Source organism: Flavobacterium sp. IMCC34518, from assembly GCF_027111095.2.
Lineage (GTDB): Bacteria > Bacteroidota > Bacteroidia > Flavobacteriales > Flavobacteriaceae > Flavobacterium > Flavobacterium praedii.
In genome coordinates this window covers 329,749-344,344 of sequence record NZ_CP114284.2, presented here as the reverse complement: position 1 = coordinate 344,344, position 14,596 = coordinate 329,749, and the positions used below count along the sequence as shown (strand labels likewise).

Genomic DNA, 14,596 nt, shown 5'->3' with positions numbered 1-14,596 from the left:
CCGCGTTGCGTAAAGTGGCTGTATAAGCGGCATCCATATTTAGCCACTTTGCGCAATGGGGTCATGCCCAACTATTATTTTACCTTTTTAATGAAAAATGCCCTTTGGCTTCGCGACCATCTTCCAGTTTTATGGTGTACCAATAATCATCTGCAGGCATAGGATTACCGATGAAAGTTCCATCCCAGCCGTCGCTTGAGGCAAGAACTTGTTTTATCAGTTTTCCATAGCGATCATAAATAATTATTTGCGCTTTTGTGTTTAATGTTTCATTGGCTCCTTTGATGTTCCAATAATCATTGTGACCATCATTGTTTGGAGTGAAAAATTTTGGAATTCCAAGTACTGCTATAGTTTTCTTTACTGTCCCGCATCCGTTCTTGTCATGGATATAAAGATCGTGGATTCCAGGCGAAACGTTATCGAAGTAATTGGATTCTTGAAATGGTCCAATGGGCAAATCGATGCTGTATTCATAATTTCCTTGACCAGAAACATTAGCAGTTACGGTGTTGGACTCCGATAAATCTGAAATGGAAACGGCGTCGAGACGTGCAATATCTGAAGCGGTTACGGTTATGGTTCGGGTTCTGTCACAGCCTTTTGGAGTAGAAACAATTACGGTGTATGTTCCTTCTTCGTTGACATCTAAGGTTTCTTTTGTTTCTCCAGGAATGATACTGCCGTCTTTTGACCAAACATAGGTGTAATTACTTGCTGGAATATTGCCTAAAAGTCCTGCGTTTAGTGTGACAAAAAAGCTTGGCAAATTGGAGCAAACCAATTCATCATCATTTTTACTGTCATTAATGTCAATATTAGGTTTTGGGTTTACTTGAAGCTTTATGTAAGCTCCGAGTCCAAAGCAGGCATTGTCAAAATTACTCTCGACTCTTACCCAAATATATTGTTGGTTGGGAGTAGTATTTCTATAACTGGCAGGGTTTGGAATTGCATTGGTTTCTGCCAAAGCATCGGCTTCGTTGGCATAGTATTTTATAATGTAATTTGTTGTAGGAGCTGGGAGTAAAGCTTGGATATCAGTAGTGACACTGCTAAAATCGAAAGTAGTAATACCATCTTTATCATCATTAATGGTGTCGATATAATCATCACAAATTTCAAAATTTCTTTTGAACGTTGGATTGATTTGAGTGGTGGAAACAATTAGGTTCAATTGAGCTACACTAAAGCATCCGTTTGCATTTTCTACTCTAGACCAAATAGTGGTATTGCCAGTTGTAAAAGTAATAGGATTTGAAATAAGGGTTGCAGTATCTTTACTATTTGCTCCCGCCAATGTGGTGTAGTAAGTAAACTTCTCGTTAGCTGAATTTAACGAAATAAAACTATTTTTCTCGGTTACATTAAAGTTTGAAATTCCATCAGTGTTGTCATCACATTGCACAATGGTTATTGGGGAAGATAAAATGGGTAATGCTAATATTGTTAGAGTCGCTGGTGTGGATATTAATCCGCAAGCATTGTTTGTTTTACTCAAAAGAGCACGATATTGATAACCGTTCATTGAAGCAGTTGTATTAATGAGTAATGTTGTGGTTGTGGTGCCTGAATAACTTGTATTGTTTGGTAAAGTATTCCAATTGATGCCTCCATCTGTTGATAATTGCCATTTAAAGCCATCTGCATTGGATTCTATGCTGAAATTAGCTTTTTGTAATTCGCATGTAGAAAGATTTTCGGGTTGTTTGGTGATCAGTATTGGATTGAAAATTATGTAGTTGCCGTTTGGAGTAGTGTAACCGTCAGTTTTTGAGGTAACAAGCCCGTTTGCGTTAACAACGACTGGATTGATTCCCAGTTGGCCATCAAAATTGGGGTCTGTAAATCCAGCTTCAATAACATCATTACAGGCATCATTGTCGCTGTCTAATTCGGTGTGGTTTTTTATACCATCGCTATCTGTATCTGCAACGGTATATTTTAAAATTCCGCTCTCGGGAGTTGTTTCTAATGCATCTGCTAATCCGTTGTACCCAAAGATTGTTGTGTCTAAAACTCCGTTTTTATTAGCGTCTAAGGCATTACTTCCAGATTCTACTAGATCGTAAATACCATCATTGTCACTATCGAGATCGAGATAATCGGGTACACCATCCAAATCCGAATCAATTGGGTTTGTTATGGGTTCAAAAATGGTATCGAGTCCGTCAAGATTGGTATCGGTATTGGATAATATTTTGGGATTTTTTTGACTTTCTATGGCATCAGGAATTCCGTCATTATCACTATCTAAATCCAATTGATCAGGGATAGTGTCTCCGTCTGTATCTTTTGGGAGGCAAGTAGCAATAAGTTTGAAAGTTGCTTTATTTCCTGCTGTATCCAAGAGGTTTTTGTGGGTAATTTTGAATGATTTAGTTTGAAAAGATTGAAATTTAAAAGTTCCTGTACCAGCAGGTAAAGGAGTATTTCCATTTAGACGAAATCGAATTTCGAATGAAGAAAATTGAGTAACACCACTTTCGTAAATGCCATCATAGTTGGTGTCAATCAACAGTTGATTGTTTGGATTCAAAACCGTTACCGTTTTGTCAATATCTGAGTTGATGATGTATTCAGAATCAGTATTTAACAAATCAGTAATGTTTGCTGTTGCGACATATTCTAAACTTAGATTTATAGGTTTAGCAAAATTCAAATTATACGTTACAGAAAAACCTTTTCCTGCTAAAACTTCTGTAACAAAACTTCCGTCAGTATTTCCTGTAAAAGGGATAGCTGCTGCAGGTGTTGTATTGATAATTGAACCCAAAAAAGAATTTGAATAGGTTCCTGTTGCCACCACTCCCGAATTTGGATTGGCACTATTTATGTTTTGACTACCATAGGATTCTGTACAATTTAAAATACCGTCATTATCGTAATCGATATCAATATTGTCATTGGCTAAATCATTATCATAGTTAGAAGGACATTCACTCACTGGAATTTTATCGGAGAAAACATCACTTACACAACCCGATATACTTCCTTTAACTTGATAAAAACCAGATTGGCTTGGAGTATAAGAGTTCGTTGTTGCAAAGGGAACTATTAAGTCATCTTTGTACCATTGGAAAGTATCGTAAGAAGATAATGTATTTATTTTTAGTACCACATTTGGAATACAAGAGGAATTACCAACAGCAATTTTATCCGAAACAATTTCTGGTTTCAAATCAAAACCAGAATAATAGCCACCATAAGTCGCAGCGCCATTAGTTCCAAAATAGGAAACATAAACTTGTTTGGTTGATTTTACGGCAATATTTCCAGATAAATCACTTACCGTATAACGAACAAAAGCAGGGTTTCCCGTAATGGATGTAGGAGATGAAGTAATTGGATTGTTATTTAGTAATACTGTGGCTCCTACTTCTGTAACGATGTTTAAAATTCCATTAAAGGTATTAAAACCAATAGATTCTATTAATGGAATATTGTCAACCGTATTGGGAGTTGAGCAATTGATAGGTGGTACAAAAAACATATTTTGATTGGCTGGAGAATCGGAACCTGCTATGCATTGATAGGCAAATATTTTCTCGCTTGACGTCACGTATAAATTTCCATTACTGAATTGGCTCCCATCTAAAACTACATATTCGCCTTGGTTGAGGGTTTTAAATGGAGTTGCAGTACCATTAAGGAAAATTTGAGTATTATTGGAATGAGCAACCAAAATAACTCTTTCTAAATCATCAGTTCCAATTCCTTTTACAAAAACATATTCTTTTCCGGTTTTTTCTAGAGCAACAATTTGATCAAAACCGACATCTCTACCTAGGGGACTCATACCACCACCATTAGGGTTAACCCCCATCTCTGTACTGTTGCTGCCTCCAAACGAACCCGAATTGACAACAACAGGTCTGTCTGAGGTTACAAGGGCTCCAATTATTTTGGAACTATTGGAAACTGAACTTCCATCATTACTGTTTTGCAAAGCGAGTACATAACTTTCGTTTTTATTCAGTGTTACGGTTATTGGTCCTGAAATTGTAGTGCCGTTCAAAAGTTTAGTGCCATTTTGTAAGTTTGAAAGGGTAATCTTTGTTCCGTTTTCAGTAGCTAGAATAGTAGCAAAATTCAATAATGTTGTGTCAAAAAGCGGATTCAACATGGCACCTAACCTAAACGTTGTTCCCAATGCACTGTTTCCTTTGGAAACCAATCCCCCAGCATGATTGAAACCTCCATTATTATTGATTCCAGCATTTACCCTAGCACTTACATAAATTAAATCTTCGGCTTCTACAATGTATCCTTTGTTAGCAATAATTCCCGTGTTGGTTATTGGGGTGAATAATTGGGTGTCGTCTCCGGAACCAATGCTATAACGATACGGATTGTTACGATTCACTGTACCATTAATAACCCCTCCACCATTTGCAATGATTTTGAAGTTTACATTTACTAAACTTGGTGTTGAGATGTACAAATATTGATCTGCAACCAATCCTGGAGCCGAAATCAAAGGTGGAATATAATGTGTTTTACTAAATTGGGCAAAACTATTTATTGTAAAAAGTATAATAAATAGAAAATGTAAAGATCTTTTCATAAGGCTGGATAATTGCTATATTACGAATTAGATAGCATAATCAAAAATAGGTTTAATTTAACAATTCAGGATTTTTTTGGTAAATATTTAACTTACGTATGTCTTCTTTTATTTAATAGAAATAACAGCTTTTATTAATTATAAATCAGCAATGTTTTTTAGTGGTAAATTGATATGGATTATCTTATTAAGGAGAAATGACCTTTTATAGTTTTTCCATCCTCAAATGTCAGTACAAACCAGTAGTCGTCTGAGGGCAACTCTTTTCCAATGTAAGTTCCGTTCCATCCCGAGTTTGAAGTGTTTAGTTGTTTGAGTATTTTGCCATAACGATCAAAAATACTTAAGGATGATTTTGGAAGTATTTCCAAGTTTTTGATTTTCCATGTATCATTGTTCCCATCATTATTTGGGGTAAAAAAACGGGGATAATCTAAAACATATATTTTATAAGGAGTCGAAATACCACAACCATTTTTGTCTCTAGCCGTTGCCCAATATATTCCGGGACTTATACCAACAAAAAAAGGATTGTCTTGATATAAATTACCATCCAATGATAATTCGTAATTTCCATTACCAGTATATGAAATTGTAATTGAATTGTTTACTCCAGAAAAATTAGCGACGGTAACATTGGTTATTGTGCCAATTCCAGAGGAGCTTACTATGAATTTTTTGATTTTTTGACAGCCTTTTAAATTTGTTGCCGTAACCGAATATTCGCCGGATGTTGCAATATTTATTTTATTTGTAGTTGCACCATTACTCCATAAATAACCCGAAAATTCGCTGCTAATTATAAGATCAGTATTAGCGCCATCACACAAGGAAACTGATTCATCTTGAAAATTAGGCGCGTCAAAAGTATTAATAATTAAAGTTTCGGGAATGATTTTGAAACAGTCGGGACCATTTACAATTCGGGCATAAATAATTTGTTGGTTTGGAATGGTATTGGTAAAACTGTTCGACAATTTGTTCTTTTGTGCAATGGCATCTGTTTGATTTAGATAATATTCAACGGTCAATCCATTGGGTAATCCACTAATTACCTGAGGTGTTACTTGAGAATTTAAATCAAATTGTGTAATTCCATCTTGATTTGCATCGGTATCACAACTTTCAATAGGACTTTGTGCTGCAATGATGTTATTGGCTATTTTTAAATCTAATTTTGCATAACTAGCACAACCAAAAGCATTAGTTGCTCTTGCATAAAGTGTTTCATTTGGTATTGAGTTATTATAATTTGTTGGGTTTGTTATGGGATTTGTTTCATTTTGAGCATCGGATAGGGTTTTAAAATAGGCAAATTTTACTATTTTGGGATCATTGTTTTTAATAATGCCATCCATTATAGTTAAATCATAAACAGAAAAACCATCAGTATTATCGTCGCATTGAAAAAGAGTAGCGTCTTTTAATACTATTTGGGGAGCATACTCGATTTTAATTTCATCTTCGGCTATACACGTTGATGGCGCCAAAATAACTTTTACTTTATAGGTGCCACTATTGGTTATGTTTAACGTTGGATTTGTTTCTCCAGTAATTGCTGTTGTAGAGCCATCTTTATACCATTCATATTTATAATTTGTTGGGAGCTTGGTGTCAATAGTATAGGTTTCTCCAAAACATATTGGGTTATTGGTTGTTGAAGTTCGATCTGGACCTAAATTTAATTTTGCAGAGAAACTTCCTTTTTCTAAGAAAACTGCTGAGTCATAAAATACGGGACCAGCATCTGCTATAACTAATTTTACATGGTAGGTTTTTCCTATTACAACATCAGCCTGTGCATTAAGTTGGATAGTTTGCCCACTATAATTTATCGGACTTGACGCATTATTATATCCATTAAAAAAAGATTCGTTTATAGCATTACAACCAGGGTGAGTAATATTTTGATTGTCTATATAAGAATTTATAATTGGATGAATGTTCTTTGACGAGACTGGAGTCGATGTCCCAGGTAGAATAGCAATATTTTTGTAGTTATCTGTAGTATTAGCTTCCTTAATTAGAAAAGCAAAGCCGTCCGAGAATTCACATGGAAAGTACAATTGATATTCATTAGATGCAAAAATATAATTGAAGCTAATGAAATTGGTCAAAGAAATAAAATCAAATTCTAGTACGGTAGCATTAATACTTGTTATCCCTAATGTCTGATTCAAGTCAGGATCTCCTTTCCAATTTTGATCTCCACCACCTAGATTACTACTGTATGGTCCTATTGCTTTTTTGCTACTGGAGGTGGTTAAAAGTATCCCTTCAGCAAAAGGGAAATTACTACTATTTGCATTAAAATAGCCGTAACTTTTTTGGCCAATTGTAAAGTTGTCTCCTGTTGCATTTGTATTAGTAACATTTGCACAACTGCTTTTTACCAACACATTCTCAACAAGATCTTGAGCTGATCGGGTATCATCTACAGTGATAACTTGAGCATTCATAATACTCAAGCTACATAAAAAAATAACGAGAATAAGTAATTTTCCAGTATTCATAGCAACAAATATACTATAAATCTCTGTTTTTTAATATTCTATACGAAAGGAATAAGAAAATCATTGTCCAGCATAATACGATTACAATTGCAGAAAAAGGGACACTATAATCTTTTAGGTTTTCGACTCCCATTTGGGTTCCAATGGATTTAATTATAGATAATCTTGAAATAGGTTCTACTATTAAATTCGACATCGCATTCAACGGGAAAAATTGTGTAATGTACCCAGCGGTTTTACCTTCAGGAAAAATTTGAAAACTCAATATTCCATTTGCAATGGCTTCAATAATATTCCATACTAGTAAAAAACCCAATGCAAAGGCAGATCGTTTTACCAAAATTCCTAAGAACAAACAGAAAGAGAAGAATCCAACCAGTTTTACAAAAAAAGCTAGAATATATTCCAAATCTGAAAAAACGATACCAAATTCTGTATAAGACGAAAAACTATAACCCAAAATTAAGGTCAATATAAATACAAAAACAGTAGAGCAAACAGCAAACATAAGAATGGTAACAAACTTGGAAAGGATAAATTCTTTCTTGCTTAATCCGTCAATTAGGTTTTGTTTTAAAGTGCCATAACTGTATTCGTTGGCCATCATCGAAACGATAACTATTGCCAAAAAGAGTTTTAAAATTGCAGCAGCATAAGTGTTGAAATGCCAGATATAGGGAAAATTAAAGATGCCCATTTCGGCAACTTGAAAATGAATGTTACCAATGTCAAACTTGATAGAAGCTATCAAAGCAATAAAGGAGAGCAAAATAAAATAGGTCAAAGTTAATACACGACTGGCTTTGTTTAACCATATTTTTTGTAATTCTATAGAGAGTAATCGTTTCATTATTAAATTTTAGAGGTTTAGTCCCGATAGTTATCGGGATAGATTTAACATTGCAATTGCCATTGAGTTTTTAACAGTTTTCCCCATTTGGGGGTTAGGGGGCAGTCAATTCCAAAAATTGCTCTTCCAAGCTGTTTTTACGTTTTACCAAGTGACTCAAGCAGATATTTTTTGAAAATAAAAACTGATTTAAATCTTTGGATTCTAATTTGGACTTTAAGTAAACCAAAACTTTTCCGTCTGAAATTGTTGTTTTTTCAATAGCAGGATGGGTTTTTAAAACTTGGATTAAATGTTCGATATCGTCAGCTTGTAATTCGAAGAAGCCTTCATTTGCCGAAATTCCATCGACTAAACCTGAATACAGGATTTCGCCTTTTCTTAAAACCAAAACATGAGAACAAACTTTTTCGACTTCGTCTAATAAATGCGAAGCCAATAATATTGTAGTTCCTTTTGAAGCGATTTGTTTGATAATATCCCTAATTTGATGAATCCCTTGCGGATCTAATCCGTTAGTAGGTTCGTCTAAGATTAAAATTTCAGGATCATTTAAAAGGGCCGAAGCTATAGCCAAACGTTGTTTCATTCCTAAAGAAAAAGTACTGAATTTGCTGTCTTTTCTATCGTTTAAACCTACGAGTTCTAGCTTTTCTGGAATTTTAGAATAATTTATGTTTTTTATTTTGCAAACTAATTTCAAGTTTTCTTGAGCAGTCATGTAGGGATAAAAATTAGGCCTCTCAATAATAGCTCCTACTTTTTTTAAAGCTTCATGTGTTTGAAGATTTCCACCAAACCAGCTGTATTCTCCCGAAGTTTTATTGACAACATTTAGAACAATACCTAATGTGGTCGATTTTCCGCTACCATTAGGGCCAAGAATGCCATATACATTGCCTTTTTTTATTTCAAATGAAACATTTTTTAAGGCTTGAAGTCTACCATAACGTTTGTTGAGGTTAAGTATTGAAAGAATTGTTTCCAAATTGGTTGATTTTTTAATTTTTAGTAGGACGAATGAAAATGTTATTTGTTACTGAAAACTAAAAAATAGATTGTAATTTTATAATTGGTGCATCTTTTATTTTTCACTTAAATATATTTTAAAAGTAGAGCCAACACCTTCCGTACTTTCTACTTCAATTTTTCCTCCCATAGCTTCAATTTGGTTTTTGGTAATAAATAGCCCAATTCCTAAAGCGTCATTATTGCCATGAAACGTTTTATACATACCAAAAACTTTTTTTCCGTCTTTTTCTAAATTTATTCCTAAACCATTGTCTTCGAAAGAAATAATAGTGAATGCTCCTTCAATTACATGACTTATTTTTAAAAATGATTTTCGATTTTTGGATTTATATTTAATAGCATTCGATATTAAATTTAATAAAATACTGTCTAAATAAGCTGGTATAACACGAACAACTAGATCATCAGGGATATTATTAATGATTGATATTTTACTTTTTTTGATAGTCAAACTCAATGCATTCTGAGTTTTATCAATTTCTTCTTTTAAAAAAATTTTTGTTTTTTTAACATTCGAATTTTGTTGAATTGATATAATTTCGTTTAGGTACTTGATTGTTTCTTCTAGTTTTTCAGTCGCACCTTTAAACATACTTAGGTATTTTATTTTCTCATTGGGATCTTCTTCATTTTCTATAACATCCATAAGCATTGTCAAATTACTCGAATGGGAACGAATGTTATGAGAGACTATGTGAGAATAATTAAGAAGCCTATTGTTTTGATCAATTGTTAAATCAAGGAGACGTTTGAGTTCGATTTCTTTTTCTTTTCGAAGTGTTACATCTCTCCCTATTCCAATGAAATTAAGTAAATTATTTTCGCAGTCAAATATTGGGGTAATATTCAATTCAAACCAATATTCTTCTTTTTTTTGGTTGTAATTTAAAATAATGGTATAAAAGCTTTCCTTATTAAGAACGGCTTCTCTCATTTTATTTGTCGTATTTACATCGGTTTTCTTTCCTTTAGACAAATAACCAGGTTTGTGTCCCACTATTTGTTCCAAAGTTAGTCCAGTTAAGGATAAATATGCATTATTTGCCCAAACTGTAATTCCGTGAGCGTCTGCTATTAATATGCTATCCGTTGTTTTCGATGCAGCAAGTAAGAGCATTTGCATTCTTTCTTCTGTTTTTTTTCTTTCACTAATATCTCTGAAGAAGGAAACTAAATAGAATTTATTATCAATTTCAAACTTCTTGCCCGAAGCGATTTCTATAGGTATTAAAAGACCATTTTTACTTTTCAAAAAGGTGTCTTGAACTTTATAGATACCTTCGTCTGTGTGTTGATGTAGGAAAGTTTTAATTTCGTCTTTGTATTTTTGAGGAAATAGAATTGATTTATGATTTCCTATCAATTCTGCATCACTGTACCCAGAAATATTGTTTAATCTGCAATTGCAATCTGTTATTATCCCATTTGTAGCGTCAATAATTAAGATAGCATCGTTTGTACTTGAAAAAATTGAATATAATTTGTTGATGTTTAGATGAAGCTCATTAATTAAACTTTGCTCTTTTGTGATATCTTGAAGAGTTCCTCTAATATTGATTATCTTATCTTGTTTATACACAATCTGACCAATATTTTCTATAAAGCGTGTGTTGTTATTTGAGGTACGAATTTCAAATGTTTCCTTAAAAGGAATTCCATTTTGAATGGCATTTTCTATTAATTGTTTGATTTTAGTTCTATTTTTTCCTTCACAATAAAAATCAGTAGCATTTTCAATATTAGGAACAAAATCAGGGCCTACTTCATGTATGGATCGAGTAACATCATCCCAATAAATTTCTTGGGTTAATAGGTCGATTTCCCAAAGTCCAATTTTGGCACATTTTGCTGCTTCAATGTAATGTTCTAATTTGTTTTTCATAAATTAATTTTATTCAATTTAGAAGAATATATACAATCAAATATAATAAAATTTTTAATAAATTTTATTATTTGTATTGCAAAACTTACTCTTATTCAGTCGTTTAGTTGAATAAAAACTTTTAAATATTAATTGTAGATGACATGATTATTAAAGTTATTCTGGCTATTTGTATTTTTCTTTAGTAAATTATAAAGGAATTTGATAATTCATGTTTGATAATTCATTTATGTTTAAAATAAAAAAAAATAGCTAGTTCAACTTGAAGCTCCTTTGCTTTTATAATTCTTGAAATTATTTAATGTAAATTTGTAGCAAATATCCATGAAATGAATGAGCAGCCTTTAATGTTTTTTAAAAAACCTTGTTATCCCATCAATAATTCATTGATGAATTATTTGGAACGATTTGATCTTGTTTCAAAGGAGCCTATTATGTATGATGATCTTTTACGATTTTCTGGCGCAATAAGTGTATTTGATAAAAATGATCAAGATACGTTATGGATTAGAGTATATTATAATGAATATGAACGGGAAGAAATTGATTTAAATCTAAAAAAAGTGTATTCCTTATTATATTCTGACGGGAATTTGGATATTTTTAAATTTTTGAATGTAGATGCAATTGATTATTGCACTTTTGGAAATTCTAAGCCATTTCGAATCAAAGTGCGAAATATTTTAAATGATAATTATACTTATTTTTATATTAAAAAAGCCGATGCTTCTAGAGTTTATGGCTTAGAGTTGGAACATCTTTTATCTCCATATAAAATAAATTTCTTAGTTTTTAAAGATACTTTAATCGAAGAACATATCATTGGGATTCCAGGTGATGTTTTTATGAATTCCTTACTAAATAAATGTACCGAAATAGAAAAAGCACAAATTGCCAAAGAATTTGTAAAGTTTAATGAGCGTTGTATGATCCGGTTATTGGGAGATATGCGTTCGTATAATTATGTTGTAATTCCAATTCATGATTTTGATCAAGTCGTTTACAAAATAAGACCAATTGATTTTGACCAACAATGTTATGAGGGTAATTTTAAAGTATATCGCCCTCAATTTTTTAAGGAAAATTATCCTATGGTAAAAATTGTAAAAGACAAACTTCAGGATAGATCTATTGAACAGTATAAAAATGAAGAACGTTCGTCATTGGCCAAACGAATCAATTCTGCCGAAAATAGAATTAAGATTTTAATGAAAATTATGGGTAATGATACCATTTCTACTGAAGAAAATGTAAACAAACTAAAAATGGAATTGTATCATTATACTCATGATATGAGTTTTAAAAACGCAAAATCAATGGGTAATGTTTTAAGTTCTGCTTTTGAATTTGTTACAAGAAACTTCAATACAACAAATGTATTCAGACCAGGATTCTAAATGATTTTCAGGTAAATTATATAGAAGAAAGGTGTTTCCTGTTATAATGATTTAATAAAGTTTCGTTTATTTCTTTTAATTCAGGTGTTAAAAACATTTTTCTGTCCTGTAAATCATTGGTAAGTTCTACCTGACAAATGGTGCACTTGTATTCTTTAAAATGACCAGTTACATTTCTCACAGTCACTATTTTGTGGCCAAATATAGAACAGGAAGTTTTTTTATCTACAAATTTTGACATAAAATTTAAAAAGCTCATTGTGTGGTATTTAAATATTTATGCAAACGTATTGTAAAATGTTATATTGTGCAAATAAAACCGATGAAATGAGTGTTATATTATTGTAAAGTAAGATTATACTTTGTTTGATGTCTGTTTTTTGTTGTTTTTGTAAAATTTTGTTAAAAAAAATCCCCAACTACCTAAGCATTTGGGGATTATAATTTTATTTTTGGTTTGCTTATGATTTCTCTTCTTTGTTGAAATAGACTAAGTAATAATACATTTGTTTTTCTTCATCCCATCCTTTTTCTACAAACTTCTCTGCACTTTCGGGATTAATGAAATCCATTTTTATTTGGATGTGCGTATCAAGATTGATAACATTTTTAATTGACTTTCTGGCATCACTTACCGCTGCATTGGCAATAGGAAATGAAGTAACATCTTCGATACTGTATTTTTCGCCTTTATCAACTTTATAATTTTTGAATTCTGGAATCAAGTCAGGGTTATCTAAAACTTCATTCAAGAAATTAGTTTCCTCAAATTGATCGTTTTTTGCAAAATAATTCACAGAACGGTTCATGAACATCACCTCTTCTTTTTTATCTTCAGCAGGGAAAACTACATCTTTGGCAAATCCTTGACAGAATTTTAAGTATTTCTTAGTGATGAAATTTTCATCTTCAAAAGCATCCACAGACAAGAAGTGCTCTAACCAATATCTAGCATCATAACGATTGCTGTCTACTGAAAGGATTTTGTAACCTTCTTCTTTTTTATAATTAAAAATCAAACAGCCTTTATCTAGTTTATTTAAACTTACTCCATGCTGTAAAATCATTTCCAATTGCGTTCCTTTTTCCTCAAACTGTAAAAAATCAGATTGAATTTCACTTTTGAAAATCCCGATAGCATCCACAACGTTATTGTCAATACTTAAATTGGTCAAATACGTTACATATACTTCGCCATTTTTAATATGAGGATGATTCGATTGCTCAAATAAATGTTTGGTTATTTTTTTTGAAGCCTCATGCAAACTACTTGGATTATTGAAAATCTCTGTTGCATATTTAAACATGTCATTGTAGTCTAAATCTACTTCATGCGCAAATTGAAAGTAGTTTTCTTCTTTTTCTTTAAATGGTTTAAAGAAAAATTCTTTCATTAACGGAACAATTTCGTCATTTAGTTTAAATGGTTCTTCCGATAAAAAAAGAGGTTCGTTACGACTCATGTTTCCCACACGGTGTATGGATAGCGTTTCGATGTGCGTGTTGTATAGGTTGATCATTTGTATAAGCCCCTCCCGTCCTCCCAAAAAGGGAGGTGCTAGGCACTGGACAGTTTGTGTTGTTAATTGCTTTTTTGAAATCTCAATTTGGTTCCCCCTTCGGGGGCTAGGGGGCTACTAATTCCAATTCTCCTCAAAGCCATAGTCTTCAAAACTATCGTCTCCTTCGAACATGTCTAAATCGTCTTCGTCTAAATCGTCTTCAAATTCGCCATAGATATCGTCGTGCATATCAGCTTCAAAATTTTTCTCGGTAGCTTCATCAGGCATTTCACCATGCGAAAATATAGTTTCAGGATAAGTTTGACCTACAATTTGCTCTTCAATAGCAGCCAATTCTACTAGGAAAGTCCACATGTTGATAAAATCATAAACATATATAATTTTAGTATTTTCTTCGTCTAATAGGTCTGATAATTGATAATCACTCATGATTTTTTGTTCGCCAGGAACATCTCCTGTGTCAAACATGGAAATTTCATCTTCTTGATTCCAAGTTTCATCACATGTATAGAAAGAAGCAACTTCCATTCCGTCAAATCCAAAAGAATTGAAAATAGCATTGTGTAAATCTTCTAAAGTGTCTTCCGCAAGTATTGCTATGTCTCTAAAAATGTCTTCCTCGGCATCTAGAATAACTCTGAATTTATAAACCATAATCGTTGTTTTTATTGAAAGAGCAAATGTAAAGTTTAATTTTAGATTTTATATGTTGATATTTATTGTTTTTTTATTGGTCATATGCAATTTGCATATCATCATTGCAATTTGTTTCAAATTCATTGCGATGCTCATTTCATATTTACGAATTGGGATTTGTTGAAAAGATTTTTAT

The 14,596-nt window shown here is 32.4% G+C and carries 9 protein-coding genes; 1 reads left to right on the top strand and 8 read right to left on the bottom strand.

What is annotated here, in order from left to right:
- Positions 1-79: 79 nt before the first annotated feature.
- From OZP06_RS01410 to OZP06_RS01390, 5 genes are all read right to left on the bottom strand, one after another.
- Positions 80-4,567 carry a T9SS type B sorting domain-containing protein gene (locus tag OZP06_RS01410; RefSeq protein WP_281324131.1) on the bottom strand — a complete coding sequence of 1,496 codons (4,488 nt, stop codon included), beginning with the start codon at positions 4,565-4,567 and terminating at the stop codon, positions 80-82.
- Positions 4,568-4,746: 179 nt separating this feature from the next.
- Positions 4,747-7,026, bottom strand: a complete 2,280-nt coding sequence (locus OZP06_RS01405) for a choice-of-anchor L domain-containing protein (RefSeq protein ID WP_269223352.1) — start codon at positions 7,024-7,026, stop codon at positions 4,747-4,749.
- 67 nt (positions 7,027-7,093) lie between these two features.
- Positions 7,094-7,930 (bottom strand): ABC transporter permease, encoded by an 837-nt coding sequence (locus tag OZP06_RS01400; RefSeq protein ID WP_269223351.1) that lies wholly within the window; start codon positions 7,928-7,930, stop codon positions 7,094-7,096.
- A 94-nt stretch (positions 7,931-8,024) separates the two neighbouring features.
- Positions 8,025-8,918 carry an ATP-binding cassette domain-containing protein gene (locus OZP06_RS01395; protein WP_281324130.1) on the bottom strand — a complete coding sequence of 298 codons (894 nt, stop codon included), beginning with the start codon at positions 8,916-8,918 and terminating at the stop codon, positions 8,025-8,027.
- Between the two features lie 96 nt (positions 8,919-9,014).
- A complete protein-coding gene (locus OZP06_RS01390; RefSeq protein ID WP_281324129.1) occupies positions 9,015-10,844 on the bottom strand; it encodes a PAS domain S-box protein in 1,830 nt (609 codons plus the stop codon).
- Positions 10,845-11,173: 329 nt separating this feature from the next.
- Between OZP06_RS01390 and OZP06_RS01385 the strand changes: the two genes are divergently transcribed.
- Positions 11,174-12,241 (top strand): hypothetical protein, encoded by a 1,068-nt coding sequence (locus OZP06_RS01385; protein ID WP_281324128.1) that lies wholly within the window; start codon positions 11,174-11,176, stop codon positions 12,239-12,241.
- A 16-nt stretch (positions 12,242-12,257) separates the two neighbouring features.
- On the opposite strand, the gene OZP06_RS01380 is transcribed toward OZP06_RS01385, so the two are convergent.
- The 3 genes from OZP06_RS01380 to OZP06_RS01370 all read right to left on the bottom strand — a co-directional run bounded on the left by OZP06_RS01380 (position 12,258) and on the right by OZP06_RS01370 (position 14,418).
- Entirely contained in the window at positions 12,258-12,482 is a 225-nt protein-coding gene (locus tag OZP06_RS01380; RefSeq protein ID WP_269223345.1) for a hypothetical protein, read from the bottom strand.
- Between the two features lie 220 nt (positions 12,483-12,702).
- Entirely contained in the window at positions 12,703-13,761 is a 1,059-nt protein-coding gene (locus OZP06_RS01375) for a nucleoid-associated protein (RefSeq protein WP_269223344.1), read from the bottom strand.
- A gap of 117 nt (positions 13,762-13,878) precedes the next feature.
- On the bottom strand, positions 13,879-14,418 hold the full coding sequence (locus OZP06_RS01370) for a hypothetical protein (RefSeq protein WP_269223343.1): 540 nt from the start codon (positions 14,416-14,418) through the stop codon (positions 13,879-13,881).
- Positions 14,419-14,596: the final 178 nt, after the last annotated feature.

Bases quoted from the DNA above. Each gene is read 5' to 3' on its own strand.
- OZP06_RS01410 (WP_281324131.1), bottom strand. From the start codon at position 4,567: ATGAAAAGATCTTTACATTTTCTATTTATTATACTTTTTACAATAAAT.
- OZP06_RS01405 (WP_269223352.1), bottom strand. From the start codon at position 7,026: ATGAATGCTCAAGTTATCACTGTAGATGATACCCGATCAGCTCAAGAT.
- OZP06_RS01400 (WP_269223351.1), bottom strand. From the start codon at position 7,930: ATGAAACGATTACTCTCTATAGAATTACAAAAAATATGGTTAAACAAA.
- OZP06_RS01390 (WP_281324129.1), bottom strand. From the start codon at position 10,844: ATGAAAAACAAATTAGAACATTACATTGAAGCAGCAAAATGTGCCAAA.
- OZP06_RS01385 (WP_281324128.1), top strand. From the start codon at position 11,174: ATGAATGAGCAGCCTTTAATGTTTTTTAAAAAACCTTGTTATCCCATC.
- OZP06_RS01380 (WP_269223345.1), bottom strand. From the start codon at position 12,482: ATGTCAAAATTTGTAGATAAAAAAACTTCCTGTTCTATATTTGGCCAC.
- OZP06_RS01375 (WP_269223344.1), bottom strand. From the start codon at position 13,761: ATGATCAACCTATACAACACGCACATCGAAACGCTATCCATACACCGT.
- OZP06_RS01370 (WP_269223343.1), bottom strand. From the start codon at position 14,418: ATGGTTTATAAATTCAGAGTTATTCTAGATGCCGAGGAAGACATTTTT.